This is a genomic window from Streptosporangium carneum (assembly GCF_027922005.1).
GTDB lineage: Bacteria > Actinomycetota > Actinomycetes > Streptosporangiales > Streptosporangiaceae > Streptosporangium > Streptosporangium carneum.
Genome location: NZ_BSEV01000011.1, coordinates 56,768 through 80,532, shown reverse-complemented (window position 1 = coordinate 80,532; position 23,765 = coordinate 56,768). Strand labels below are relative to the sequence as shown.

Genomic DNA, 23,765 nt, shown 5'->3' with positions numbered 1-23,765 from the left:
TTTCGGAGATGCTCCGCTGTCGCGTGGATTGGAAAAGTCATCCTGATACAGATGATCAGGAGAGGCCATGATGAATTCCCCGAAGCTCGCCGTGAGCGTCCTCGCACGCGACCGGATGAGTCCGTTCGGTCACACACTTGAGCCGCCCGCCCCGCGGGTGCCGTACCGCCCGGCCGGTCCACGTGATCGGCGGGTGGCGCCGTGAAGCGTCCCGCCACGCCGTTCCCCGAACTGGTCGCCGCCCGGTGGAACATCGCCCGGCAGGTGCCGCGGGCCGGTGGAGGCCTGGTGACCGCGCTCGTCCTGACCAACCTGGTGCTCGGCGTGCTGCCGGTGATCTTCGTGATCATGACGGCCGTGGTGCTCGGCCGGGTGCCGGAGGCCGTGCGCGGCGGGCTCGACTCGGCCGCCTGGCAGGAGCTGATCGGGGTGTTCGTCGTCGCGGCCCTGGTCTTCCTGGCCCAGCAGGTCATCACGCCGCTCGCGGCCTCGCTGGGCGAGCTGATGGCCCGCCGCGTCGACGGCCGGGCGTTCGACGAGCTGATGGCCGCCTCACTGGGCGGTCCCGGCGTCGCGCCGCTGGAGGACGAGCAGGTGCTGAACGACCTGGGCGTGGCCGCCCGCGAGCTGGAGGCGGGCATCTTCAGCCCGGGCCAGGCGAGCGCCGGGCTGCTCGCCCTGATCGCCAGGTACACACAGCTCTGCGCGTACATCGTCGTGGTCGGCGTCACGTACTCGTGGGCGGCCGGGGCCGGGCTGCTCGTGGCGGTCCTGGTCTTCCGGTACGCCTTCCGGGGCGGGCTCCGCAAGTACACCCAGGTCAGGATCGACCTCGCCGGGACCGAGCGGAAGAGCGACTACCTGCGCAACCTCGCCGTACGGCCGGGCGCGGGCAAGGAGATCCGGGTCTTCGGACTGGTGGACTGGCTGCGGGAGGGCATCCGCGTGGCCTACCTCGCCGTGCTGCGCCCGGTCTGGGCCGAGCGGCGGCGCATCCTGCTCTGGCCGGTCCTGTGGATGACCCTGGGCTGCCTGGCCCTCGTGGCCCTCGTGTTCGGCGGCACCGGCGTGACCATGGCGAACGGGCTGACCCTGACCGGCTTCATCCTCGTCATGCAGTCGGGCCTCGGGGCGCTCAGGCTGTCGGGGTACTACCCGGAGGCCGACGTGCAGACCGCCATCGGCATGTACTCCTACGAGGCCGTGCAGCGCTTCACCCGCCGCATCGAGGCGTACGAGGAGCCCGCCGCCACGGCGGCCGGTGACCCGGCCCCGGCGCACGCCGGAATCGTCCACTTCGACAACGTGAGCTTCCGCTACCCGGGCGGCGGTCCGGCCCTGTTCGACGGGCTGGACCTGAAGATCTCGCTCGGCCGCTGCACCGCGATCGTCGGCGTCAACGGCGCGGGCAAGACCACGCTGGTCAAGCTGCTCGCCAGGCTGTACGAGCCGACCGGCGGCGTGATCCGCTTCGACGGGGTCGACATCCGGTCGTACCCGCTGGACGAGTGGCGGGCCAGGCTCGGCGTGATCTTCCAGGACTACCAGCGCTACGAGGTGTCGGCCGCGGACAACATCGGCTTCGGCTCGATCGCGCACGTCGACGACCGGCCGGGCATCCGGGCCGCCGCCCAGGCGGTCGGCATCGCCGAGGCACTCGACGAGCTTCCCGACGGGATGGACACCACCCTGGCCCGGCACATGACCGGCGGGGCCGACCTGTCGGGCGGGCAGTGGCAGCGGGTGGCGCTGGCCCGCGCCCTGTTCGCCCTGCGCAACGGCTCGGCGGTCGTCGTGCTCGACGAGCCGACGGCGAGCCTGGACGTGCGGGCCGAGGCCGGGTTCTTCGACGAGTTCGCCGACCTGACCCGGGGCGCGACGACCCTGCTGATCTCGCACCGGTTCTCCACCGTACGGCACGCCGACGACATCGTGGTGCTCGAACACGGGCGGGTCACCGAACAGGGCGGTCACGAGGAGTTGCTGGCCCTGGACGGCCGGTACGCCGAGCTGTTCCGGCTGCAGGCCGACCGGTTCGGCGACGCCGACGACACCGACGACACCGACAACACCGGTGGCACGGCCGACGACACGGACCCGGCGGGGGCGTTGACATGACAGAGGTGTTCACCGGCTCGTGGCAGATGATCACCACGGCCTGGCGGCTGGACCGGCGCAAGACCGCCGTCTCGGTGGTCCTGATGATCGTCGGCGCGGTGGCCGCGCCGCTGCTCGCGGCGACGCTGGCCTGGATGACCGACCAGATCGTCGCCGGGCGCGCCGCCCAGGCGGCACTGGCCGGAGTCGCGGTCGCCGTCCTGGCCGTCGCCGTCCTCACCTTCGAGCACTTCGCGCACATCTTCTACTTCGAGCTGTCGGAGCTCGGCGAGCTGGACTTCGACGAGCAGCTCGTCGCGGTCTCCAACGGCTCGCCCGGCGTCTCCCACCACGAACAGGCCGAGCACGCCGACACGCTGACGGTCCTGCAACAGGACGCCCGCCAGTTCCGCACGGGCCTGGAGTCGCTGCTGAACAGCATCGGCCTGGCCCTGGCCGTGCTGTTCACCGCGGTCCTGCTCGCGGTGCTGAACCCGATCCTGCTGCTGCTGCCGCTGGCCGCGGTCCCCTCGCTGATGACCGGGCGGTGGGCCGAGCGGATCCTCGACCGCGCCAAGACCTCGACCGCCGAGTCGACCCGTGTCGCGCTGAACCTGTTCCGCCTGTCCACCTCGGCCGGCGCGGCCGGTGAGCTGCGCGTCTTCCGGCTCCAGGACACCCTGCGCAGCCGCCACCGGGCGGCGTGGAAGGCGACCACCCACGGCCTGTGGCGGGCCCACCTCGTCGCGACGTGGGTGCGGGCCGCCGGGCAGATCTGCTTCGCCCTCGCCTACGTCGGCGCGATGCTCCTGGTCATCCGGGAGGCGATCGCGGGCCGTCGCGGCGTCGGCGACGTCGTGCTGGTGATCGTCCTGGCCACACAGGTGAACCAGCAGGTCACCCAGGCGGTCACGCTGCTGCAGCAGCTGCAGCGGATGGCCGGCGCCTACCGGCGGCTCAGGACGCTGCGCGCGCTGGTGACCGCGCCCGAGCCGGTGCCGGTGGACGCCGACCCGCCGCAGGGGCTCAGGCACGGCATCGAGCTGGACGGGGTGAGCTTCACCTACCCGGGCACGGACGCGCCGGTGCTGGAGGACGTCCGCCTCACACTCCCGGCCGGGGCCACCGTGGCCGTCGTCGGCGAGAACGGCGCGGGCAAGAGCACCCTGGTCAAGCTGCTCTGCGGCTTCTACCGGCCGTCACAGGGCCGGATCCTGGTGGACGGGGTGGACCTGCGGCGGATGCCCGTCGAGGACTGGCGGCTGCGCATCGCCGCCGGGTTCCAGGACTTCGTCCGGTTCGAGTTCCAGGCCAGGCAGACGGTCGGCGTCGGCGACCTGTCCCAGCTGTCCTCCGACTCCGCGATCCGCGCGGCGCTGGAGCGGGCGCAGGCGACGGACGTGCTGGACGGCCTGCCGGACGGGCTGGACACCCAGCTCGGCAAGAGCTACGCCGACGGCGCCGAGCTGTCCGGCGGGCAGTGGCAGCGGCTGGCGCTCGGCCGGGCGCTGATGCGCGACACCCCGTTGCTGCTGGTGCTCGACGAGCCCACCTCGGCCCTCGACCCGGAGGCCGAGCACGCCCTGTTCGAACGGTACGCGAGCCAGGCCCGCCGGGTCGCGGACACGACCGGCGCGATCACCGTGCTGGTCTCGCACCGCTTCTCCACCGTGCGGATGGCCGACCTGATCATCGTGGTCCGGGACGGCCGGGTCGCGGAGATCGGCGACCACGCGACGCTCGCCGCCGGTGACGGGCTCTACGCGGAGCTGTTCGCGTTGCAGGCCAAGGCATACCGGTGAGGCGGCGAGCCGTCTCGACATCGCTTCGAGGAAGGTGAGGTCCGGTGCGCGCAGGCGAGACCCCTCCGAGGATCTCGGTCGTCATCCCCACGTACAACCGGGGCGAGCAGCTCCGCAGGGCGCTGGAGCAGCTGACCCTGCAGCGCCTGCCGGGCGACGAGTTCGAGGTCGTGGTGTCCGACGACGGGTCGTCGGACACCACCCGGCAGGTCGCCGAGTCCTTCGCCGACCGACTCAGGATCGTCTACCACTTCCAGGAGGACCGGGGGTTCCGGGCGGCGGGCGCGCGCAACGCCGGAGCACGGCTGGCGTCCGCGCCGATCCTGGCCTTCCTGGACTCCGGGGTGCTGGCCGGCCCCGACTGCCTCGCGCACCATCTCGCGGCGCACGCGACCGGCGAGCGCGTCGCGGTCGTCGGCCACACCCACGGCTACAACCCGGAGAACCCGATGCCGGGCCTGGCCGAGGTCATCGACCGGCTCCCGCCGGAGGAGGTCTACGCGCGCTTCCACGACCGGCCGGCCTTCCTCGACCTCAGGGTCGCGCTGCTCGCCGAGCACGACGGCGACCTGAACCGCCGCGCGGTGCCCTGGCAGTTCTTCTGGACCGGCAACTGCTCCATCAGGGCCGACGACTTCTGGGCCGTCGGCGGGTTCGACGAGGACTTCCACGGCTGGGGCGGGGAGGACCTGGAGCTGGGCTTCCGGATCGTCCGCCACGGACTGCCGTTCCGCGTCGTCCCCGGCGCCTGGGTGGTCAACATGCCGCACGACCGCGACCTGGCGGCGAACTGGGCGCACTTCACCCGCAACATGGGGCTGTTCCTGGACAGGCACCGGGAGCCGGTGGTCGAGCTGGGGGCGGTCCTGATCGCCGGATGGCGCTTCTGGGACTGGGACGAGGAGTACCGCGCCCTGGAGGCGTGGCGGCACCGGGCCCGCGACACGGACGTGTCGGACGAGGTCGCCGAGGCGCTGCGCCGTACCGGGCGGGACGACGGCGACGGCGTGGTCGTCGTTGGCGCCGGCGGCCGGCTGCCCGCGAGCCTGCCGCCGTCGGCGGTCGTGCTGGACTTCGACCGGGAGCTGCTGGACCGGGCGCTCGCCGGGGGACGGCACACCGGACACCACGCGATCGGCCTGCGCACCCCGCTGGCCGACCGGTCGGCCGACACCGTGATCATCACATCGAGGCTGGCCGGGCTCTGGGAGGGGTGGGGCGGGGAGCTGCTCGCCGAGGCCCGTCGCGTCGGCCGCGAGGTGCACATGTCTCGACAACTCAGATCTCGACAACTCAGACAAGAGAGAGTGAGCCGTATGCCCGCCGAAGTCTCACCGTGGGGCAGGTCGTCGGAGATCCTCGCCGTGGCCGGCCTCGATGAGGACGTCTCCTACTACCGTCAGTTCACCGCCGAGGACGAGAAGGCCGTGCTCACCGTGCCGATGCGGATCCAGGCCGCCTGGGCGAGCAACGACCCGGACGCGTTCGCGAACGCGTTCGCCGAGCGCGGCAGCCTGCTCATGCGGGACACCCAGCTGACCAGCCGGGAGGAGATCCGCGCCTACATGTCGGCCGGTTTCGACGGGCCCCTGCGGGGCGCCCGGGTCAAGGGCTGGCCGTTGTCGGTGGACTTCCTCTCCGAGGACGTCGCCATGGCGGTCACCGAGGGCGGGATCATCAGGCGCGGCGAGACGGAGATCGCACCGGAGAACCGGATCCGCGCGACATGGGTGGTCGTCAGGCAGCCGGACGGCGAGGTGCTGCTGCTGTCGCACCACAGCAGCCCGATCGGCTAGGGACGGCCGGCCGCGAAGCGCCAGCGCGTCGGGGTGAACGACCCGGAGGTCGGGAAGCCGAAGGCCGTCACGGGTGTCAGCGCGTACAGGTGGTAGGGAGGGTCGCCGGCGGTCGGCGCGCCGTACTCGGCGTGGAAGGCGCCGTCCCGCACGGACAGCGGCCAGCCGTACTTGGTCTGGAAGGCGTCCGCCGCCCGCCGCAGCAGGGACGCGTCGTCGACCCGCGCCGCGGTGCCCTCGACGACCATGTCGAAGCCCTCGCACGACGCCGTGACGGCGCAGGACGCGTTGTGCTCCAGGTTCCGGCTCTTGCGGGACCCCGGGCTTGAGCTCACCTGGAGGATTCCGTCCACCACGATCCCGATCAACGGCCTGATGTGCGGCCGCCCGCCGGGGCCGGTGGTGGCCAGCCAGTACGTGCGCGCCGCGGCCAGACGCTCCCCGGCCTGGGTCCACGGTGTCGGCGGCCCCTCGTCACCGGGCAGGATCGGCTCGGCCACCGGTTCTGTCGCTGCCAATGTGCCGTCTCCGGTCTCTCGGATGGCTCTCTCACGGCTGTCTGACGCCCCCGGGACCTGCGACGCGTTCGGCTCCGGGCCGGACAGCACCCTACCGCACGGACGGCGGCTCGCCCTCCGATGTCGCGGGGTCTCCGACGTCGTGGTCCGGCCCGCGCAGCAATGTCGGAGATGCGGGGCGGCTCCGGCCCGGATGACGATGCTCTGGTGACACAGTCGGAATCTGAAGGAGAGTGGTCATGTCCACAGGTGCTTCGTCAGCGGTGATCTCCGAAGGCGCGGGGCTGGCCGCCTACTACGGGGAGTTCACCAGCGACGAGGAGAAGGAGGTGCTCGGCGTCCCGCTCCGCCTGGTCGAGGCCTGGTCGCGCAACGACCCTGACGGCGTGGCGGAGGTCTTCACCGAGAACGGTGTCCTGATCCTGCCCGGCGACGTGCTCAAGCGCGGCCGTGAGGAGATCCGGGCGTTCATGACGGCCGCCTACGCCGGACCTTTCAAGGGCACCGGCGTGACCGGCCGCCCGGTGGACGTGCGCTTTGCGTCGGGCGACGTGGCGTTGATCCGGACGCACGGCGGGATCCTGACGCCGGGCGCGACCGAGATCGCCCCCGAGCTTGCGGTCCGTTCGACCTGGGTGGTCGTCCGCCAGGACGGTACGTGGCTGCTGGCCGGATACCAGAACACCCCGCGTGGCGAGGGCGCGACGCTGCGGTGGTGAGAGCGGTGGAACCAACCGATCACATTGGAGGAGAGCGAATGTCGGACGAGGCCGCCGCGCTGGTCGCCCAGGCCAGGCAGTGGGCCGGCAACTACGGCCGGTACAGCAACGGAGTCGAAGGCGCGGTCCTCAGCGTCCCGTTACGCATCCGAGCCGCGTGGGAGAGCGGCGACGCCGACGCCTTCGCCGACGTCTTCGTCGACAACGGCAGCCTGCTCGTGGGCGACACGCAGCTCAGGGGACGCGAGGAGATCCGCGCCTACATGGCCGAGGGCTTCGCCGGTCCCTACCGGGCCGCCCGGGTCGTCGAGGAGCCCGTGGAGGTCAGGCTGGTCGCGGCCGACGTCGCGCTGGCCGTCACCGACGGCGGGATCCTGCGCGACGGCGAGACCGAGCTGGCCCCCGGCCAGGCGGGCCGGGCCATGTACGTGATCGTGAAGCAGGGCCAGGAGTGGAAGCTCATCTCCCACCAGACAAGCCCGATCGCCGGGTAAGGGCGATGTCCTGGGGCAACGCCGCGGAGATCCTCGCGGCCGCCGGGGTCGACGCGGTCACCTCCTTCTACGGGCGGTTCACCGGCGACGACGAGAAGGCCGTGCTCACCGTGCCGATGCGGATCCAGGCGGGGGTGACCGCGAAGGACCCCGACGCCTTCGCCGACGTCTTCGCCGAGAACGGCAGCCTGGTCCAGTACGACGACGAGCTGCGCGACCGCGAGGAGATCCGCGCCTATGTGAAGGCGGCCTTCGCCGGGCCCTTCAAGGACTGCAACGTCGCCGGGCGCACCCTGTTCCTCGACTTTCTCAGCGACGACGTCGCGATGGTGGTCGAGGAGGCCGGGGTCCTGCTGCCCGGCGAGACCGTGGCCGCGCCCGAGCGCCTGTTCCACGCCACGTGGGTGATCCGCAGGTGCTCGGAGGGACGGCTGGAGCTGCTGTCCTTCCACCAGAGCCCCATCAAGAGCTGACGTCGAGCCCGCCTGAGGAGCCGCCATGTCGACCGAGAACGCGCTTTCGCTGGACAAGCCGTCGCCGGCCAGGATGTACGACTACTTCCTGCACGGCGACAGCAACTTCCCCGTCGACCGGCAGGCGGGCGACCTCGTGATCAGCAGGGTCGGCAAGACGCTGACCAGCGACGTCGTATGGGAGAACCGCCGTTTCCTGGGCCGGGTCGTCGACCACCTGGCGAAGCGGTGCGGCATCCGCCAGTTCGTCGACGTCGGGGCCGGCCTGCCGAGCATGGAGAACACCCACCAGGTCGCCCGGCGCTCGATCCCTGACGCCCGCGTCGTGTACGTCGACAACGACCCCGCGGTGGCCGCGTACGGGCGGCCCCTGCTCACCGGCGACGCGGCGGCGAACGTCCGGATCATCACCGCGGACGTGCGCGCCCCCGCGGCGATCCTGGACCATCCCGACACCCGGGAGACGATCGACTTCTCCGAGCCGGTGGCGGTCCTGTTCGTCGCGGTCCTGCACTTCGTCAGGCACAGCGAGAACCCGCACGCCATCGTCGAGGCCTTCGGGTCGCGCATGGCGGCCGGGTCCTACCTCGCGATCTCGCACCTGGCCACGGACCGGTCCCCGGTCGAGGAGCGCCGGACGATGGAGGGCATCTACGAGAACACCACCGCCTCGATGACCTACCGCGACAGCGGCGAGATCACCGACTTCTTCCGGGGCTTCGACATCCTGCCGCCCGGCGTCGTACCGGTGGGCCGGTGGAACCCCGACGAGCGGTCCGGCGACTCCACCAACCGAATGTACGGCGGTGTCGCCCGCAAACCGGAGGACTGACCTGTCATGAAACCGAGCCGATTTCGGATCGCCGTCCCCGACGAGGACCTCGACGATCTCCGGCGGCGGCTGGCGGCCAGCCGGCTGCCCGACGACCTGGGCGACGGCTGGACGTACGGCGCCGACCGCGCCTACCTGGCCGAGCTGCTCGACCACTGGCGGAACGGGTACGACTGGCGCGACCACGAGAAGGCCGTCAACGAGTACGCCCACTACCGCGTCGAGCTGGACGGCCAGCCGATCCACTACATGCACGCCCCGCGTCCCGGCGCCACGCCCCTGCTGCTGATCGGCGGCTGGCCGTGGACGTTCTGGGACTTCGCGGAGGTGCTCCCGCTCCTGGCGGACTTCGAGCTGGTGGTGCCCGACCTGCCCGGCTACGGCTTCTCCACCCCGCTGCGCGGCACGGGAGTCGGCTACGCCGAGACGGCCGAGCTGTTCCACCGGCTGATGACCGAGGTCCTCGGCCATCAGCGCTACGGCGTGTACGGATCGGACTGGGGCGCGATCGTCGGCGAGCAGCTGGCGCACACGCGTCCCGACGCGGTCGTCGGGCTGCACACCACGATGCCCTTCCCCCTCGACGCCGCGCCCGTCTCCCCCGACCTGTGGACCCCCGAGGAGGAGGCCCGCCGGGAGGCGTACACCGCGTGGGGGCGCACCGGCGCGGGCTACTTCCAGATGCACGTCACCAGGCCCCAGACGGTCGCCTACCTGGCCGACTCCCCGGCGGCCACCGCGGCCTGGCTGGTGGAGAAGCTGCACGACTGGACCGACCACGACGGCGACTTCGAGAAGGCGTACCCCCGGGACCGGGTCCTGACCACTTTGTCGATCTACTGGTTCACCAACTCGATGGGCAGCTCGGCCCGGATGTACGCCGAGAGTCTGCGTCGCCCGTGGCAGCCGGTCCACGACGACGTTCCGGTGATCGGCGTGCCCACCGCGGTCGCCGCGTACCCCAAGGAGCCCACCGCCCAGCCCCGCAGGTGGGTCGAGCGGTACTTCAACCTCCAGCGCTACACGGTCATGGACCGCGGCGGGCACTTCCCCGCCGTCGAGGACCCGCGGGGCCTCGCCGCGGACATCGCCGCCTTCTTCACCACCCTCCACGGTCAGGAGCACACGTCATGAGCGTCGTGGAACGCCTCGGGGTCACGACGTTCCGGGACCGGCCCGTGACGCTGCTCGGCGAGGAGGTGAAGGCGGGCCGGCAGGCGCCCCCGTTCACCGTGCTCGCCAACGACTTCACGCCGGTCACCCTGGACTCCTCGGCGGGCACGATCCGGCTGATCTCGGTCGTGCCGTCCCTCGAGACACCGGTCTGCGACCAGCAGACCCGCCGCTTCAACGAGGAGGCGGCGCGGCTGCCGGGGGTCACGGTGCTCACGGTCTCGGTGGACCTGCCCTTCACCCAGGCGCGATGGTGCGGGGCGAGCGGCGTCGCGGCGGTCCAGACCGTGTCCGACCACCGCGACCTCTCCTTCGGCCTCGCGTACGGCGTCGCGATCAAGGAGCTTCGCCTGCTGGCGCGCGCGGTGTTCGTGGTCGACGCCGACGGCGAGGTCGGGTACGCCGAGTACGTCCCCGCCGTGGGCCGGCACCCCGACTACGACGCGGCGCTCCACGCGGTGCGGGCCTGTCAGGGAAACGGGCGGTAGCCCGGACCGCCCGGCCTCCCCGACAGCCGCGGGGCCGGCGTGCTCGACCGGTGTGACTCACCTCTTGGCATCACACATAACTTAAGGTAATCATATAGTTGCTTTAAGTGATGATGGAGATGCGACGCCCAGGAGGAGAGCCGGTCGATGTCGACAGCATTTGGTTCCGCCATGCCCGCAGAGCTGGTGGACGCGGGAGCGCCCCGGCCCAGCCACGAGCTCAGAGTGCCCGCGGACCTGGTCGCGACGGCCGAGCACGGGCTGGCCGCGGGCGGCACGCCCCGCAAGCGGGTGCTGATCATCGGGGGCGGGATGGCCGGTCTGGTCGCCGCCTACGAGCTGATGCGCCAGGGTCACGAGCCCGTCGTCCTGGAGGCCCAGCAGCGGGTCGGCGGGCGGGTGCTCACCCTGCGCGGCTTCGCGCCCGGCCTGTACGCCGAGGCGGGCGCGATGCGGATCCCGCGCGTGCACGACCTCACCCTGGCCTACTGCGAGCGGTTCGGGCTGCGCCTGCGCCCGTTCGTCATGGGCAACCCCGACACCCTGGCCTACATCCAGGGCGTCAGGACCACGATCAGGGAGCTGAACGGCAACCCCGAGATCGTCGACTTCGGGCTGGCCGAGCACGAACGCGGCCGCACCTACGAGGACCTGTGGCGCAGCGCCACGCAGGAGATCCACGACCTGTACGAACAGGAGGGAGAGGGCGCGCTCGACCGAATCTGCACCGAGTACGACCGCTACTCCATCCGTGGCTTCCTGCGCGAGCGCGGCTTCTCCGAGGGGGCCATCGAGCTGTACGGCGTCATGAGCTTCAGGGAGTCCAACCTCAACGCCGCCGTCATCGAGCAGTTCCGCGAGATCGTCGGCCGGGCGTTCGAGGACATGCAGGAGATCGAGGGCGGCAGCGACCGGCTGCCGACCGCCTTCTACCAGGAGCTCAGGAACCACGTCCGGTTCGGCCACGAGGTCACCGCCATCGAGCAGGACGACCACTCGGTCACCCTGCACGTCAAGACGGGCTCGGGCAGGACGACCTTCACCGGCGACTACGCCATCTGCACGATCCCGTTCTCCGTGCTGCGCGACGTCGAGACCAGGCCCGCCTTCTCCCGCCGCAAGCAGCGCGCCATCCGCGAGCTGAACTACAACGCCTCCACCAAGATCCTCTTTCAGGTGCGGCAGCCCTTCTGGGAGAAGACCGACGGCATCGTCGGCGGCACCACGGTCACCGACCTGCCGATCCGGCGCGTCTGCTACCCCTCGCACCACGCCGGGGCACAGGAGCGCTCGGTCCTGCTGGCCAGTTACACCTGGGGCCAGGACGCCCTGCGGTGGGGCGCGATGTCACCGACGAAGCGGGTCGAGCAGGCGCTCGAGGACGTCGCCAAGATCCACCCCGAGATCCACGACCACTTCGAGTTCGGCGTCACGCACGCCTGGTACGACGACCCCTACGCGGCCGGGGCCTTCGCCCTGTTCGAGCCGCACCAGCAGACCAGCCTGCATGACGCGATCATCGCGCCGGAGGGCCGCGTGCACTTCGCGGGCGAGCACTGCTCGCTGTGGCACGCGTGGATCGAGGGCGCGCTGGAGTCGGGCCTCAGCGCGGCGCGGGCCGTGCACGAGGCGAGCTGATCTCAGGGAGGGGCCGTGCACCAGGCGAGCTGATCTCAGGGACGGGCTGTGCACCAGGCGAGCCGACCTCAGGGACGGGCCGCCCGCTCGGCGTAACCGCGCATCCGGGTCGCGGCCTCGGTCAGGTCGGTCGCGGCCGCCGCGCAGGCGGCGAGGTGGGCCCTCACCGACTCGCGCAGCCACTGTGGCGCGGCCCCTCCTGCCTCAAGGTCGGCCTCGATCCGGCGCAGGCGCTCGGCGCATTCGGCGAGCGCGCGGGCGTCGGACCGCAGGACCTCGGCGTGGACGGCGATCCTTTCGGGTACGGCGGGCATCCGATCCTCCGGTCGGCTGGTCACACGGGCAGATCTCAGGGGGGCGGGTGTCAGGTGGCCGAGGCCTCGGCGCGGGGGGCCCGGTCGGACAGGAGGTACGCCTGTGAGCGCACGACCGGTCCCCGGTAAGGGGTGAGCCGCCCGTCGATCCGGTCGCGGGCGTCCGGCAGGTCGTCGGCGATGTTGGCGATGTAGTGCTCGATGCTGTGACAGAGCGGGAACAGGTGGGTGGAGTCGAAGTAGTCGACGACGTACCAGTCGGGGTGCAGGTCGAAGCAGTTGCCCGCGCCCTGCCCGTCGAGGGTGGGGATGATGTCGTGCTGGTTGGTGACACTGGCGACCCAGGTGCGCGGGTCCGCGGGTCTCTTGAAGTCGACGGGCGAGCCGACGGCGACGGCGTGGGTGACGGTGTAGCGGGCGCAGAACTCCGCGTCCTGCGCCAGGTTCATGATGGCCGCGCCGCCCGCGCTGTGCCCGATGAGGGCGAGCTCGGCCCCCGGGGGCGGACCGTAGGCCTCGACGGCTCTGGCCAGGGCCCGGCTGTAGGGGCTGCTGTCCAGTACGGCGCTGCTGAAGGCGCCGAGCAGGTCCTGGGGCGAGTCGTTGTCCGGTCGTCCGGTCCGCATGCCGGGCGCCTGGACGACGTGGCGCACCACCCCGTCGGGGCCCTCGACGCTCTGGACGAGCGCCCGCCCTGTCGTGCCGACCGCGCTGATGTTGCGCAGGAAGCCGAGCAGCGACCCTTGTGTGCCCAGCCGCGCGGCCTCGGCGGCGGTCAGGTCGACGGGGCGCGCGGCCCCCTCCCCCGTGTCGAGGACCGCGACGGCCCTGTTGCTCATGCCGATGATCGGGTCGGCGCTGGCGTATCCCTTTCCCGTCGCTATCAGCCAGGCGGCGGCGTCGTTGAGCGGGTTCTCGTCCAGCAGGGCCCGCAGTGCGAGAACCTCCCCGAAGACCGGGGCCAGCCCGCTGAGCGTGCGCACCGCGCCGCGGTCCCTGAGCAGGGCGCGCAGCGCGCGCACCGCTTCCAGGTCGCGGTCGGCGGCGGCCGCCTCGACGAGCCTGCTCAGCATGGGGTCGTCGGCGAGCTCGGGATGGTCGAGAGTCACGGCGGCGACGCGCAGCCGCAGCGAGGTGGCCAGGACGCGCACGGCCAGGCTCTCCGCGCCCGCCATGGCGCCGAGCTTGGCGGCCAGGGCGCCCAGCCTGCCACCCGTGGGGGCGTATCCGAGCCCCTTGCCGTTGGTGACCGCGCGCAGCAGGGAGCGCTGGGCGAGGCAACCCGCCAGAGGGGCACGTGGTAGGGCGCCGAGCGTCGCGCCGTCGGTGAGCGCGGCCGTGGCGTGGGCGGCGGCCTCGTGGATCGCGACCCCGACGTCGACCAGCTCCCGGGCCGCGGCGCGCAGCGACCTGGCGGCCCGCTCCGCCTTCTCACGCCCCGCTCCGTCCTGCGGGTCATGCCGAGGCGACCAGCGCGCGGACCCGGTCTCCTCCTGCGGCGATCCGTTCACGGAGCCGGGCCGAGGAGGCGGAGGCGTGAACTCGGTCTCCCCGCTCATCGAGCCGTCCACCGGCCCGTTCACCGGCCCGTTCACCGGCCCGTCCACCGGCCCGTCCACCGGCCCGTTCACGGGCCCGTTCACGTGGGCGTGCCGGCGGAACGGCGGCTCGGGCCCGATCTCCTCGTTCACCGCTTCGCCCGCCGGGACATGCTGACGAAACGGGGGCGCGGATCCTCGGGGATGTTGCGGTGCACCACGTCTGAGAGCGTCCGCGTGGCGGCGATGACCCGCAGCCCCTGCGGGGAGAAGGTCGCGGCGTTGAACACCCTCGGCGCCAGCAGCGGGTTGGTCAGCGCCTGGGAGAAGGCGTCGATGGCGATGATCTTCGTGAGGAGCGGCGGCAGTATGGCGTCTGGGGATCCCGGCTCCTCGGCGAACAGCCCCACGTACAGGTCGAGGTCGTCGACGTCGCGGTAGAGCTCGCGCAGCGCGCCGCTGACCCTCTCGTCGCCTGAGACCTGCTCGAAGCCGCGCACCCTGGGGAAGCGGCAGTGCGCGCGGTAGCTGTTGTACGGGGCCAGGTCGAGGGCACGCGACTCGGCGATGCTGGCGACGTCCACCTCCCGCAGGACGGGGTCGGTGTTGAACAGGCCGATGCGGCCCGCGCGCTGGTGGGAGGCGTCCTCGATGAGCCTGCCGAGCCCGGGCCCGGGGATCAGCGCGCCGCCCGTCAGGGTCTGCGCCATCGGCAGTTCGCGGTCGCCGACCGACAGGTGGGAGGGGATCAGGCCGTGCCAGCGGTAGACGAGGTTGAACTCGACGGAGGCCCAGTTCTCGCGGTGCCAGGGCGCGTGGGCCAGCGTCCGCGAGAGGTCGGAGTCCAGGGCGAAGCGGAAGTGGTAGGGGGTGATGTGGTTGATGTACTCCTCGACCACCAGCTTGATGAGCAGCACGATGAGGACGTTGCGCGTCGTCTGGAACAGGCGCTCGTCGTCCCAGTGCCGGTTGTTCTCGGCCAGCAGGCCCGCCACCCTGTTGTGCTCGCGCAGGAACAGCACCGTGAGCATGGTGAAGCCGATCTGGATGTTGCCCCGGTCGCTGCCGGTCGCGAACAGCGTGTCGCGCTGCGCGTCGGTGAGCTCCGCGAAGCGGATCACGCTCAGCGGGGCGAACTCCGCTTTGACCTTGCCGTGCTCGCACAGGTAGGGCGGGAACTCCCCGCCGTTGACGAACTGGCTCTTCAGCCGCCCGCCCTCGAACGTGCGCAGCGCGGCGGTGGCCTCCTCGCGAAGGCCGTAGAGCTGGTTCAGGTCGATGTGGTGGTTGGAGCTGTTCTTGCGGGGGTCACGCGGGACGTTGGCGTCGCCGCGCAGGAACCCGTCGGTGAACCACTGGGCGAAGTAGGCGAACAGCACGGTCGAGCGCGGGCAGGGGACCATGGTGTCGCCGCGGGCGAACAGGTCAGCGGCGCGCTCGGGGGCGGGCCTGTCGTCCCGCGCCACGGGGACGGGCGGCAGATGCCTGCCGCTGTAGGAGCGGTCGGTCAGCGAGGCCCACGAGGTGTAGTCGGCCATGGTGCTCAGCGGTTCCGGCCTCGGCGGCATCTCGCGGACGGCGTGGTCGATCAGCGAGGCGTTGACCCGACGCCGCAACGGCTCGACGGCCTGCACGAGGTCCCAGAGGGGACGCCCGCTGGTCAGGGCCAGGAACCTGAGCCGGTTCTCCAGCCCGTCGGTGGCGATGCTCCGCGCGCTCGTCATCTCTCCCCTCCTTCCTGGCCGAGGCCGAGGACGAACCGGTCGGGGAAGATCCCGTGCGAGCGGACGACCTCCCCCTCCGGCGGCGGGAGCAGGCGCACGCCGGGGCGCAACAGCAGACGCCGTACGGCTTCGCAGACGATCGCCCTGGCGGGGTGCACCCCGAGGCAGGCGTGGTGCCCGTGACCGAAGAACAGCCGGTGGTGGCCGGGCCGGTCGGGACGGAACTCCTCAGGCTCGGTCACCACGTCGGCGTCGAACATGGCCGAGGCCGGGGCGGCGAGCACGAACGTGCCCGCGGGGATCACGGTGCGGCGCGGGGTGCCCGCGGCCAGGACGTGGTCGCGCTCGCACAGCCGGGGAAGCAGCTTGAAGAACGGGTTGAACCGCAGCGCCTCCCAGACGTAGGCGTCGAAGCGCGCGGGATCGGGGTCGGCGGCGGCCTCGACGGCCTCCGCCAGCACCGCGGGCCGCAGCAGCAACTGCTCGACCGCCTCGACCATGGCCCCCGGCCCGCTCTCCACGAACCCGAGGGGCAACCCGGCCATGTTGGCCACGATGCGCTCGTCGTCGACGGCCGTCGCCGCGGGCAGGGCCGTGCCGACGAGCCTGGCGAAGACGTCGTCCGGCGGGTCCTGCCCCGCCCGCAGCGCGGCCCTGCGCTCGGCGAGCCGGTCGCGCAGGTGGGCCGTCATCTCCGCGCCCGCCGCCACGGACGCGGCCTGGATCTCCGGGTCGCCCTGGAAGTTGGCGAACCCGTCGGTGACCACGGCCCTGGTCCACCGGGAGAGGGTCTGCGGATCGGGCCCGGGGAAGCCGAAGTAGCGCGCGCACACCTCCAGGGCGACGTGGCGGAACAGCTCGTGGACCGCTTCGACGCGGCCGCGCGCCACGGCCGCGTCGAGCGCCTCGTCGGCGACGCGCCCGACCAGCTCGCGCACGGCCGCCACGTCGCCGGGGGCGAGCATGACCTGCATCAGCCCCTTCTCCCGCCAGTTCATCGGGGTCGCGTCCCTGGAGAGCATGAAGGGCCCGTCCAGCGCGGCCTCCAGACGCGGCCCGAAGGCGCGCACCGTGAAGACCTCCTCGTGGGAGAGCACCTCGACGACGTCGGCGAAACGGGTCACGACCGTGAAGGCGGGCGTGACGAAGACCGGCCGTCGCTCGCGGAGCTCGGCGAACAGGGCGCGCCAGTCGGTGCGCATCCACTCACGGACGAGGCCGAACGCGGACATCGGGTCACGCGCCAGGGCCTCGTCGTATCTCGCCAGATGGCCGCCCGTGGTCGCCTGGTCGACAGCACCCATGCCGTAGGCCCTTCCGTTGAAAGCGGACCCCGGTGAAACCGGAGCGAACAGAGATCATCACGTTGTGTAGCCACAATCTAGGCGCGCGATACACCCTCCCCCGATGGCTACCGTATGGATTGTTTTGCTTCCTCTGAGTGACTACTCCGTCACTTCCAGGCCATTGCCGTGACCTGGGTGCACGGTCGTTGAATGAGTGGCCGAATCGTCTTGTCGTCTTCGCCGACCGCAGGGAGGCAGCGTGACCCCGTCACCGGCCCCACCGCCGCACCCGCGCCCGGCGGCGGGCACGGCCGAGACGGTGAGGGTCACCGCGGGACGCCGCACCGTCTATCTCGTCGTCCTCGTGGTGCTTCCCCTGCTGCTGCTCGCCGTTGCCGTGCCCGCCGCCTGGGGGTGGGGCGTCGGCCCGCGCGACGTGGTCATCGCGGTCGTGATGTACCTCGTCAGCGTCTTCGGGATCGCCGTCGGCTACCACCGGCTGCTGACCCACCGGTCCTTCAGGTGCCGCAGGCCGCTGCGCGTGGCGCTCATGCTGGCCGGAGGAATGGCGGTCGAGGGCCCGGTCACGCTGTGGGCGGCCGAGCACCGCCGCCACCACAAGTACGCCGACCGCGACGGCGACCCGCACTCGCCCTGGCGTTACGGCGACGGCGGCCTGGCGCTGCTGCGCGGCATGGCGCACGCCCACGTCGGCTGGTTCTACACCGCGCGCCGCCGTTCCAGCCGCGGACACTGGGTGCCGGACCTGCTGGCCGACCCGGACGTACGGCGCTTCGACGCCGCCTACCCCGCCGTCGTCGCGCTGTCGTTCGCGCTGCCCGCCGCGGTCGGCGGGCTGTGGTCGATGTCGTGGGCGGGCGCGTGGAGCGCCCTCTTCTGGGGCGGGCTGGTCCGCTACGCCGTGGTGCACCACGTCACGTGGTCGGTGAACTCCGTCTCGCACACCTTCGGCGAACGCCCGTTCAGGACCAGGGACCGCTCGTCGAACGTGTGGTGGGTGGCGATGCTGACGCTCGGCGAGGGCTGGCACAACTGGCACCACGTGGAGCCGACCTGCGCCAGACACGGGGTGCTCAGGGGCCAGCTCGACCCGAGCGCCCGGTTGATCCGCTGGTTCGAGCAGGCGAGGTGGGCCTACGGCGTGCACTGGCCGGACCCCGACCGCCTGACCGCCCGCCGGGACGACCGGGACGACCGGGACGCCCCGGGCGTGTGACGAGGGGTCTGTGAGCGGTCGCCCGCTCTTCCCGCGGGAGCCCGCGGACCGTGAGGAATCGTGGAGCCCGCAGGAAAGCTCGTGGAGCCCCGCAGGAAAGCGGAGCCCCATAGGAAAACGGTATGAGAAAGCGTTGGCTCCTCCTGTCCGGCGGCCTGGGGCAGTGTGAGGGGGCTGGTCTCCCCTTCCCCCCAGAGGAGTCACCCATGGTTGATGCGAACCGCGCGGCCCCCGCCGTCGCGCTCATCACAACGGTCGTGCTGGGCGCCGGTCTGTACGGCGCCTCGGCCGCCCTGGCCTCCCCCGCCTCCGGCCCCCGGGCGATGCACACCGCCACCCCCACCAACATCCCGAGGACGTGGACCACGGCGCAGGACTACAAGGTCGGCGACCTGGTCCTGTACGACCTCGTCGTCTACAGGTGCCTCCAGGCCCACTCCGCCCTGGAGGGCTGGGAGCCGCCCGGCGTCCCCGCGCTGTGGCAGCCCCTGGTGTGACCGGTGCGACCGGTGTGACGCCGCCGGGCCGGGGCCGCCGCCGGCCCCGGCCTGGTCTACTCTCACGGTCGTGACGATCAGAAACTCCCACTGCTCCTTCTGCGGCGCGGCCTTCGCCCCCGACCAGGCCTGGCCCCGGACCTGCGCGGGCTGCGGAAACAGCAGCTATCTCAACCCGCTGCCGGTCGCGGTGATGGTGCTCCCGGTCGGCGAAGGCCTGCTGGTGATCCGCCGGGACGTCGAGCCCCGCCGCGGCGAACTCGCCCTGCCCGGCGGCTTCGTCGACGTGGGCGAGTCATGGCAGCAGGCGGCCGCCCGCGAGCTCCGCGAGGAGACGGGCGTCGTCGTCGACGCGGACAGCGTGGAGCTGTTCGACGTGCTCAGCGCCCCCGACGGCACCGTGCTGGTCTTCGGCCTGGGACCGCGACTCGACGCGGCCGATCTCCCCCCGATGACGCCCACGGCCGAGACGACGGAGTGGCTGCTGATCGACGGCGCTCGGGAGCTGGCCTTCCCGTTGCACACCCGGATCGCGGAGAAGTACTTCACCGGCAAGTGACCCGCTCCGCGCGGTCCCGCGCCCACAGGACCGCGATCCGCGAGATCGGCGGACACCGCCTGCGTTCTCCCTTCACGACTCCTTCGTCGGCGGCGCCGGGGTTGTCGAGGCCGTCTGCGCGGTGGACGGCACGGCGGCCGGTTCCGCGGGGCAGCACAGGCGTCGGCTCACCACGGCCAGGTGCGCGGTCATCGCCTCCCTGGCCCTGACCGCGTCGCCCGCGGCGATCGCGTCGTAGATCTCCTGGTGCGCCTCCAGCGTCCGCCGGGTCGCCTGGGGGTTCGTGCCGGTCGAGTAGTGGGCGTGGCGGGAACGGGCCAGGGACTGCAGCGAGGCCGCGATGGCGGGGTTGCCGCCGGCCGCGCCCAGCGCCGCGTGGAAGCGCACCGACTCCTCGGTGAAGCGTTCGGGGACGGACGCGGCCACGCGGGAGCCCTCGATGGCCTCCCGCAGCGCGGCCAGCCCCTCCGGCGACCGCCGGAAGGCCGCCAGTTCGGCGGCGGCCGGTTCGAGGGCGTGCTGGGCCTCGATCAGCTCGCTCGGCGACAGGCCGTCCTCGTGCAGCCGCGCGGACAGGGCGTCGGCGAACGCCTCGATCCCGGTGGCCGGGGTCCCCGCGTCGTCGGGGTCGAGCCGCCGGTAGCCGCCCGCCCAGTACAGCAGCGGCCTTCCCGCCGCCAGGTCCGCGCCGCTGTCCGTCCCGCCCGCGGCCACCACCTCCCCGATCAGGATCTGGTGGTCCCCTCCGAGGAGGATGGCGTGCAGCCGGGTGTCGAACCAGCTCAGGCAGCCGGAGACCACGGGGGCGCCGGTCAGCTCCGTGCCGGTGGCGACTCCGGGGAAGGCTCCCTCCGCCTTGCCCCTGCCGCGCGTGGAGAAGTACTGCGACACCTCCCGCTGGTCGCTCGCCAGCACGTTGACGGCGAAGCAGCCCGCCGAGTTCACCTCGTCCAGGAAGGGACTGTGGGCGTTGATCGACACGGCCACCAGCAACGGGCTCATGGAGAGCGAGACGAACGACGTCGCGGTGATGCCGTAGAGGTGGTCGCCGTTCCTGGTCGTCACCACGGTGACGCCGGACGCGAACCGGCCCGCGGCGTGCCGGAAGGAGTTCGCGGTGGCGACGGGGTCCGGCACGGTGTCCGAAGCGGTGTCCGTCCGCGCGTTCACGGGGCCTCCCCCGTCCGCTCACCGGTCGCCGGGACGTTCCCCGGCCGTCCGGCCGTCACCGGGGCGTCCCCCGGCCTGTCGCCGGTCGTCGGGGCGTCCGGCTCGGCGACCACCGGACGTCCGAGCTCGCGGAAGCCGTAGAGGTCCAGGGTGAGCTCTCCCTCCCGCAGCCGCCGCATGAAGGCCTCCTCCTTGGCCACCCGCTGCCGGGCCGCCTCGAGGACACGGCTCACCGACGCGGCGGGGAGCACGACGATCCCGTCCTCGTCCGCCACGACGAGGTCGCCGCGATGGACGACCCGGCCGCGCAGGACGACCGGGGACCCGATCGTGCCCGGCCACCGCTTGCCGGTCCCCCGGATCGCGACGTGCGTGCTGAACGCCGGGAACTCCAGGGCGCGCATGCGGTCGGTGTCGCGGACGCCGCCGTCGATCACCAGGCCGGCCACGCCACGCCGCAGCGCCGCCACCGCCAGGACCTCGCCCCAGTAGCCGAAGGGCGAACCGCCCGCGTCCACCACGAGGACGTCACCCGGGCGGGCCTCCTCGAGCGCCCAGTGCAGGGGCAGGTTGTCCCCGGCGGCCGCCTGGACGGGCAGCGCCCGTCCCACGAGGCGCGCCCCCGCCCAGGCGGGGCGGAAGGCGGGATCGAGGTCGCAGCCGAGCCCGGACGCCTCGTACAGGGTCGCCGATCCCATCGCCAGGACCTCGGAGACCGGCACTCCCGCCACGTCCGACGCCGCCGCGACGGGAACGCCCGCCGGTGTGCTCGCCGGGTCCGGTGTCCCGGCCGCCGGAGCGGCCGTCGAGCTCGACGCGGTCATGACCCGGCCTTTCGCTGGAGGTTGTGGTAGCCGTACGCGGCGCGGGCCTCGGCGATGGACGCCCCTGCCAGCGCCGCTCGCAGGATGCCCTCCTCGCGTTCGGCGATCTCCCCGGCGACCGCGAGCACCTGCTCCTCGCAGTCCTGGGGAACGGCGACGACCCCGTCCTGGTCGCCGACGATCAGGTCGCCGGGGCGGACCTGCACCCCGCCGATGTTCACCGGGCCCTGCACCTCGGCGACCTCGACGCGGTCCTTGCCGGTGCGCATGAACCGGCCCCGGCTGTAGACGGGGTAGGCGAGGTCGAGCGCCCGGTGGACGTCGCGGCAGACGCCGTCGATGACGGTCCCGGCGACGCCCTTGGCGTTCGCGACGGCGGTGAGGATGTCCCCCCAGACGGTGCAGTCGGTGCGGCCGTCGTTGTCGAGGACGACCACCCCTCCGGGGGGCACGTCGTCCAGGTAGTCGCCGACGGTGCCGGGAGGCGTGCTCGCCGACACGTAGCGGACGGTGTAGGCGCGGCCGACCATCCGCTGCCCAGGCCCGAGCGGCGCGATGCCCAGCAGGCTGCCCGTACGGCCGAGCCGGTCCAGGGCGTCGGAGACGGTCGCCGTGGAGAAGGCGGCGAACCGCTCCTCGGCGGAACGGGCATCCTCGGCGGCGCCGGTCTCCCCGACGGTGCCGGTGTGTTCGGTGGTTCCGGTCATGATGTCGCCTCCTCGGTGACGGTCGGGAACTGCGAGTCGTGCATGACGTCGATGACGCTGCGGCCGGATCGCACGGCCCGCGCCATGTCGGCCTCGCGGGCCGCGATGCGTTCGGCGAGGCCGAGGACTCGCCCGATCTCGTGCCGGGCGACGAAGACGACGCCGTTGCGGTCGGCGATCACGAAGTCGCCGCTGCAGACGCGGACCCCGCCGACCTGGATCGGCACGTCCATGGCCTCCTGGACGATCCGCCCCCTGGCGCTGACGGTCACGGCCGCGCGGGCGAACAACGGCAGGTCGACGCCCTCGCAGTCCTGCACGTCCCGGCACGCGCCGTCGACGATGACGCCCGCGACCCCGCGCTGCGCGGCGGCCTCGGCGAGCAGGCCGCCCCAGCAGGAGACGTCGGTGCGCCCGTGGTTGTCGACGACGACCACGTCGTCGGGGTCGGCGACGGCCACGAGCGGGGTGGCGATGTGCGTGGCGGGCCCCGCGGCCGACTTGGGGGCCGCCTTGACGGTCCGTACGACACCGGCCACGACCCGCCCTGCGGACCACATCGGCCGCAGCACCGTCACCGCCCCCGGCAGGCCGAGGGTGTCGAGGGCGTCGGAGATCGCGCACGCGTCGAGGGCGCGCAGCCGGGCGACCTCGGCGGCGGCCCCGCCGGACGCACCCGTCCCGTTCACGGCCTTCTCGTTCACGGCCGTCCCGTTCACGGCCTTCTCGTTCACGGCCGTCCCGTGAGAGGCCGTCCCGTCCCCGGGAGTGTCATGCATGGCTGTCCCGTTCCCGGCCGCCTCGCGGGCGGCCGTCTCGTTCGCGGTCATCGGCCGGACTTCCCGGTCGCGGGGGACCAGGTCACGAACCCCATGGCGTTGCCCGTGCCCGCCTCGGTCCGGTAGCAGGGCTGGTAGTCGACGGAACTCACCGTCAGCCCGGTCTCGGCGGCGATCCCGGCGACGACGATCCAGTTGCGCAGCTCGGAGCTGCCCGAGCGCATCTCGGAGGCCGGGAGCGACGCGAGATACGCCTCGTCGCCGGTCTCCAGGCCCCTGACGAAGGCCCGGTCGAGGTCCTCGTCGATGACGAAGTGCGACAGGCCGCCGGAGGCGACCACGCCGACGCGCAGGTCGCCGGGGAAGGACGCGATGGCGCGGCCGAGGGCGCGGCCGTAGTCGAGGCAGCGTCGCGCCGTGGGCGGGTTCGGCTCGTAGAAGGTGTTGACGAAGACCGGCACCATCGGCACCCGCGACTCCTCGCCCATGATCCGCTGGTAGACGAAGCCGTACCCGTGGGGGACGCCGTGGTTGCCGTACCGCCCCGCGGGCAGCGTCCGCGACGCGGCGACGTCGAAGCCCTCCTCGACCGAGCGTTCGATCAGGTGCCTGGCCAGGTCGGCGTGGCAGGGGCGGGTGACGGTGCTGGACGGCACGTCGCCCAGGGCCGCCTCGCCCAGGCCCGGCTGCATCGCGGCGATCTGCTCGGGGGTGAACGGCACGTGGTCGACGGCGTCCCCCCAGTAGACCGCGAAGGCGGGCAGCAGCTCGTCGTCGTAGACCTCCTTGTGGTCGCTGCTGACGATGACCAGCACGTCCACGTCCGCGTCGGTCACGTGCCGTCCCAGGCGGTCCATCGCCCGCTGGCAGGCCGCCCACCGGTTGTGCTGGACGTCGGGCGCGCACTCGTGGGAGAAGTCGTCGCGCGCGGCCCTGAGCTGGTCGAAGGTGTAGCGCCCGCCGCGGAACTCCAGCGTCGAGCTTCGGCGGTCGGCCTCGCCGCGCTCCGCCCAGCGGATCGAGGGCGTCTTCAGCTGCGGCCCGTGCGAGGTGCCGACGCCGGCTACGACGGTTGCCATCATCTGCCTTTCTCTCGGTGC

The 23,765-nt window shown here is 72.4% G+C and carries 23 protein-coding genes; 13 read left to right on the top strand and 10 right to left on the bottom strand.

What is annotated here, in order from left to right:
* Positions 1 to 201 precede the first annotated feature (201 nt).
* The 3 genes from PKF00_RS23440 to PKF00_RS23430 are packed head-to-tail and all read left to right on the top strand — an operon-like array spanning position 202 to position 5,695.
* The gene (locus tag PKF00_RS23440; protein WP_271219770.1) at positions 202 to 2,118 is read left to right on the top strand and encodes an ABC transporter ATP-binding protein; all 1,917 of its coding nucleotides are present in this window, start codon (positions 202 to 204) and stop codon (positions 2,116 to 2,118) included.
* Positions 2,115 to 3,899 (top strand): ABC transporter ATP-binding protein, encoded by a 1,785-nt coding sequence (locus PKF00_RS23435; RefSeq protein WP_271219769.1) that lies wholly within the window; start codon positions 2,115 to 2,117, stop codon positions 3,897 to 3,899. Before PKF00_RS23440 ends, PKF00_RS23435 begins: the two co-directional genes overlap by 4 nt.
* 44 nt (positions 3,900 to 3,943) lie before the next feature.
* Positions 3,944 to 5,695 carry an SgcJ/EcaC family oxidoreductase gene (locus PKF00_RS23430; protein ID WP_271219768.1) on the top strand — a complete coding sequence of 584 codons (1,752 nt, stop codon included), beginning with the start codon at positions 3,944 to 3,946 and terminating at the stop codon, positions 5,693 to 5,695.
* On the opposite strand, the gene PKF00_RS23425 is transcribed toward PKF00_RS23430, so the two are convergent.
* Positions 5,692 to 6,213 (bottom strand): pyridoxamine 5'-phosphate oxidase family protein, encoded by a 522-nt coding sequence (locus PKF00_RS23425; RefSeq protein WP_271219767.1) that lies wholly within the window; start codon positions 6,211 to 6,213, stop codon positions 5,692 to 5,694. The genes PKF00_RS23430 and PKF00_RS23425 overlap by 4 nt on opposite strands.
* A gap of 239 nt (positions 6,214 to 6,452) precedes the next feature.
* Between PKF00_RS23425 and PKF00_RS23420 the strand changes: the two genes are divergently transcribed.
* The 7 genes from PKF00_RS23420 to PKF00_RS23390 all read left to right on the top strand — a co-directional run bounded on the left by PKF00_RS23420 (position 6,453) and on the right by PKF00_RS23390 (position 12,030).
* Positions 6,453 to 6,932 carry an SgcJ/EcaC family oxidoreductase gene (locus PKF00_RS23420; RefSeq protein WP_271219766.1) on the top strand — a complete coding sequence of 160 codons (480 nt, stop codon included), beginning with the start codon at positions 6,453 to 6,455 and terminating at the stop codon, positions 6,930 to 6,932.
* 38 nt (positions 6,933 to 6,970) lie between these two features.
* Positions 6,971 to 7,426, top strand: a complete 456-nt coding sequence (locus tag PKF00_RS23415) for an SgcJ/EcaC family oxidoreductase (RefSeq protein WP_271219765.1) — start codon at positions 6,971 to 6,973, stop codon at positions 7,424 to 7,426.
* A 5-nt stretch (positions 7,427 to 7,431) separates the two neighbouring features.
* Positions 7,432 to 7,899 carry an SgcJ/EcaC family oxidoreductase gene (locus PKF00_RS23410; RefSeq protein WP_271219764.1) on the top strand — a complete coding sequence of 156 codons (468 nt, stop codon included), beginning with the start codon at positions 7,432 to 7,434 and terminating at the stop codon, positions 7,897 to 7,899.
* Positions 7,900 to 7,924: 25 nt separating this feature from the next.
* Positions 7,925 to 8,731: an SAM-dependent methyltransferase gene (locus tag PKF00_RS23405; RefSeq protein ID WP_271219763.1), complete on the top strand. Its 807-nt coding sequence runs from the start codon at positions 7,925 to 7,927 to the stop codon at positions 8,729 to 8,731.
* A gap of 6 nt (positions 8,732 to 8,737) precedes the next feature.
* The gene (locus PKF00_RS23400; protein WP_271219762.1) at positions 8,738 to 9,865 is read left to right on the top strand and encodes an epoxide hydrolase family protein; all 1,128 of its coding nucleotides are present in this window, start codon (positions 8,738 to 8,740) and stop codon (positions 9,863 to 9,865) included.
* Positions 9,862 to 10,392, top strand: coding sequence for a thiol peroxidase (gene tpx, locus PKF00_RS23395; RefSeq protein WP_271219761.1), 531 nt, complete (start codon positions 9,862 to 9,864; stop codon positions 10,390 to 10,392). Before PKF00_RS23400 ends, tpx begins: the two co-directional genes overlap by 4 nt.
* A gap of 147 nt (positions 10,393 to 10,539) precedes the next feature.
* Entirely contained in the window at positions 10,540 to 12,030 is a 1,491-nt protein-coding gene (locus tag PKF00_RS23390) for a flavin monoamine oxidase family protein (protein ID WP_271219760.1), read from the top strand.
* A gap of 68 nt (positions 12,031 to 12,098) precedes the next feature.
* On the opposite strand, the gene PKF00_RS23385 is transcribed toward PKF00_RS23390, so the two are convergent.
* Genes PKF00_RS23385 through PKF00_RS23370 form a run of 4 tightly spaced genes read right to left on the bottom strand, consistent with a single transcriptional unit; the run spans position 12,099 to position 16,910 of the window.
* A complete protein-coding gene (locus PKF00_RS23385; protein ID WP_271219759.1) occupies positions 12,099 to 12,344 on the bottom strand; it encodes a hypothetical protein in 246 nt (81 codons plus the stop codon).
* A gap of 50 nt (positions 12,345 to 12,394) precedes the next feature.
* The gene (locus tag PKF00_RS23380) at positions 12,395 to 14,035 is read right to left on the bottom strand and encodes an alpha/beta hydrolase family protein (protein ID WP_271219758.1); all 1,641 of its coding nucleotides are present in this window, start codon (positions 14,033 to 14,035) and stop codon (positions 12,395 to 12,397) included.
* Positions 14,032 to 15,606, bottom strand: coding sequence for a peroxidase family protein (locus PKF00_RS23375; protein WP_271219757.1), 1,575 nt, complete (start codon positions 15,604 to 15,606; stop codon positions 14,032 to 14,034). Before PKF00_RS23375 ends, PKF00_RS23380 begins: the two co-directional genes overlap by 4 nt.
* On the bottom strand, positions 15,603 to 16,910 hold the full coding sequence (locus PKF00_RS23370; RefSeq protein WP_271219756.1) for a cytochrome P450: 1,308 nt from the start codon (positions 16,908 to 16,910) through the stop codon (positions 15,603 to 15,605). Before PKF00_RS23370 ends, PKF00_RS23375 begins: the two co-directional genes overlap by 4 nt.
* Before the next feature lie 241 nt (positions 16,911 to 17,151).
* On the opposite strand from PKF00_RS23370, the gene PKF00_RS23365 reads away from it, so the two are divergent.
* The 3 genes from PKF00_RS23365 (at position 17,152) to PKF00_RS23355 (ending at position 19,185) form a co-directional block, all read left to right on the top strand.
* Positions 17,152 to 18,129, top strand: a complete 978-nt coding sequence (locus PKF00_RS23365) for an acyl-CoA desaturase (RefSeq protein ID WP_271219755.1) — start codon at positions 17,152 to 17,154, stop codon at positions 18,127 to 18,129.
* Between the two features lie 206 nt (positions 18,130 to 18,335).
* Positions 18,336 to 18,626: a carbohydrate-binding protein gene (locus tag PKF00_RS23360; protein ID WP_271219754.1), complete on the top strand. Its 291-nt coding sequence runs from the start codon at positions 18,336 to 18,338 to the stop codon at positions 18,624 to 18,626.
* A gap of 70 nt (positions 18,627 to 18,696) precedes the next feature.
* Positions 18,697 to 19,185 carry an NUDIX domain-containing protein gene (locus PKF00_RS23355; protein WP_271219753.1) on the top strand — a complete coding sequence of 163 codons (489 nt, stop codon included), beginning with the start codon at positions 18,697 to 18,699 and terminating at the stop codon, positions 19,183 to 19,185.
* A gap of 72 nt (positions 19,186 to 19,257) precedes the next feature.
* Here PKF00_RS23355 and PKF00_RS23350 read toward each other — a convergent pair whose 3' ends face one another.
* From PKF00_RS23350 to PKF00_RS23330, 5 genes are read right to left on the bottom strand one after another with little or no spacing between them, the layout of a single operon-like run.
* Entirely contained in the window at positions 19,258 to 20,355 is a 1,098-nt protein-coding gene (locus tag PKF00_RS23350; RefSeq protein WP_271219752.1) for a flavin reductase, read from the bottom strand.
* Positions 20,352 to 21,179, bottom strand: a complete 828-nt coding sequence (locus PKF00_RS23345; RefSeq protein WP_271219751.1) for a 4-carboxy-4-hydroxy-2-oxoadipate aldolase/oxaloacetate decarboxylase — start codon at positions 21,177 to 21,179, stop codon at positions 20,352 to 20,354. Before PKF00_RS23345 ends, PKF00_RS23350 begins: the two co-directional genes overlap by 4 nt.
* Positions 21,176 to 21,886: an RraA family protein gene (locus PKF00_RS23340; protein ID WP_271219750.1), complete on the bottom strand. Its 711-nt coding sequence runs from the start codon at positions 21,884 to 21,886 to the stop codon at positions 21,176 to 21,178. The genes PKF00_RS23345 and PKF00_RS23340 overlap by 4 nt, the downstream gene beginning before the upstream one ends.
* Positions 21,883 to 22,716, bottom strand: coding sequence for an RraA family protein (locus PKF00_RS23335; RefSeq protein WP_271219749.1), 834 nt, complete (start codon positions 22,714 to 22,716; stop codon positions 21,883 to 21,885). Before PKF00_RS23335 ends, PKF00_RS23340 begins: the two co-directional genes overlap by 4 nt.
* Positions 22,713 to 23,747 (bottom strand): DODA-type extradiol aromatic ring-opening family dioxygenase, encoded by a 1,035-nt coding sequence (locus PKF00_RS23330; protein WP_271219748.1) that lies wholly within the window; start codon positions 23,745 to 23,747, stop codon positions 22,713 to 22,715. Before PKF00_RS23330 ends, PKF00_RS23335 begins: the two co-directional genes overlap by 4 nt.
* Positions 23,748 to 23,765 lie beyond the last annotated feature (18 nt).

Bases quoted from the DNA above. Each gene is read 5' to 3' on its own strand.
- PKF00_RS23335 (WP_271219749.1), bottom strand. From the start codon at position 22,716: ATGACCGCGAACGAGACGGCCGCCCGCGAGGCGGCCGGGAACGGGACA.
- PKF00_RS23420 (WP_271219766.1), top strand. From the start codon at position 6,453: ATGTCCACAGGTGCTTCGTCAGCGGTGATCTCCGAAGGCGCGGGGCTG.
- PKF00_RS23435 (WP_271219769.1), top strand. From the start codon at position 2,115: ATGACAGAGGTGTTCACCGGCTCGTGGCAGATGATCACCACGGCCTGG.
- PKF00_RS23360 (WP_271219754.1), top strand. From the start codon at position 18,336: ATGGTTGATGCGAACCGCGCGGCCCCCGCCGTCGCGCTCATCACAACG.
- PKF00_RS23385 (WP_271219759.1), bottom strand. From the start codon at position 12,344: ATGCCCGCCGTACCCGAAAGGATCGCCGTCCACGCCGAGGTCCTGCGG.
- PKF00_RS23415 (WP_271219765.1), top strand. From the start codon at position 6,971: ATGTCGGACGAGGCCGCCGCGCTGGTCGCCCAGGCCAGGCAGTGGGCC.
- PKF00_RS23340 (WP_271219750.1), bottom strand. From the start codon at position 21,886: ATGACCGGAACCACCGAACACACCGGCACCGTCGGGGAGACCGGCGCC.
- PKF00_RS23370 (WP_271219756.1), bottom strand. From the start codon at position 16,910: ATGGGTGCTGTCGACCAGGCGACCACGGGCGGCCATCTGGCGAGATAC.
- PKF00_RS23400 (WP_271219762.1), top strand. From the start codon at position 8,738: ATGAAACCGAGCCGATTTCGGATCGCCGTCCCCGACGAGGACCTCGAC.
- PKF00_RS23375 (WP_271219757.1), bottom strand. From the start codon at position 15,606: ATGACGAGCGCGCGGAGCATCGCCACCGACGGGCTGGAGAACCGGCTC.
- tpx (WP_271219761.1), top strand. From the start codon at position 9,862: ATGAGCGTCGTGGAACGCCTCGGGGTCACGACGTTCCGGGACCGGCCC.
- PKF00_RS23405 (WP_271219763.1), top strand. From the start codon at position 7,925: ATGTCGACCGAGAACGCGCTTTCGCTGGACAAGCCGTCGCCGGCCAGG.
- PKF00_RS23390 (WP_271219760.1), top strand. From the start codon at position 10,540: ATGTCGACAGCATTTGGTTCCGCCATGCCCGCAGAGCTGGTGGACGCG.
- PKF00_RS23330 (WP_271219748.1), bottom strand. From the start codon at position 23,747: ATGATGGCAACCGTCGTAGCCGGCGTCGGCACCTCGCACGGGCCGCAG.
- PKF00_RS23345 (WP_271219751.1), bottom strand. From the start codon at position 21,179: ATGACCGCGTCGAGCTCGACGGCCGCTCCGGCGGCCGGGACACCGGAC.
- PKF00_RS23410 (WP_271219764.1), top strand. From the start codon at position 7,432: ATGTCCTGGGGCAACGCCGCGGAGATCCTCGCGGCCGCCGGGGTCGAC.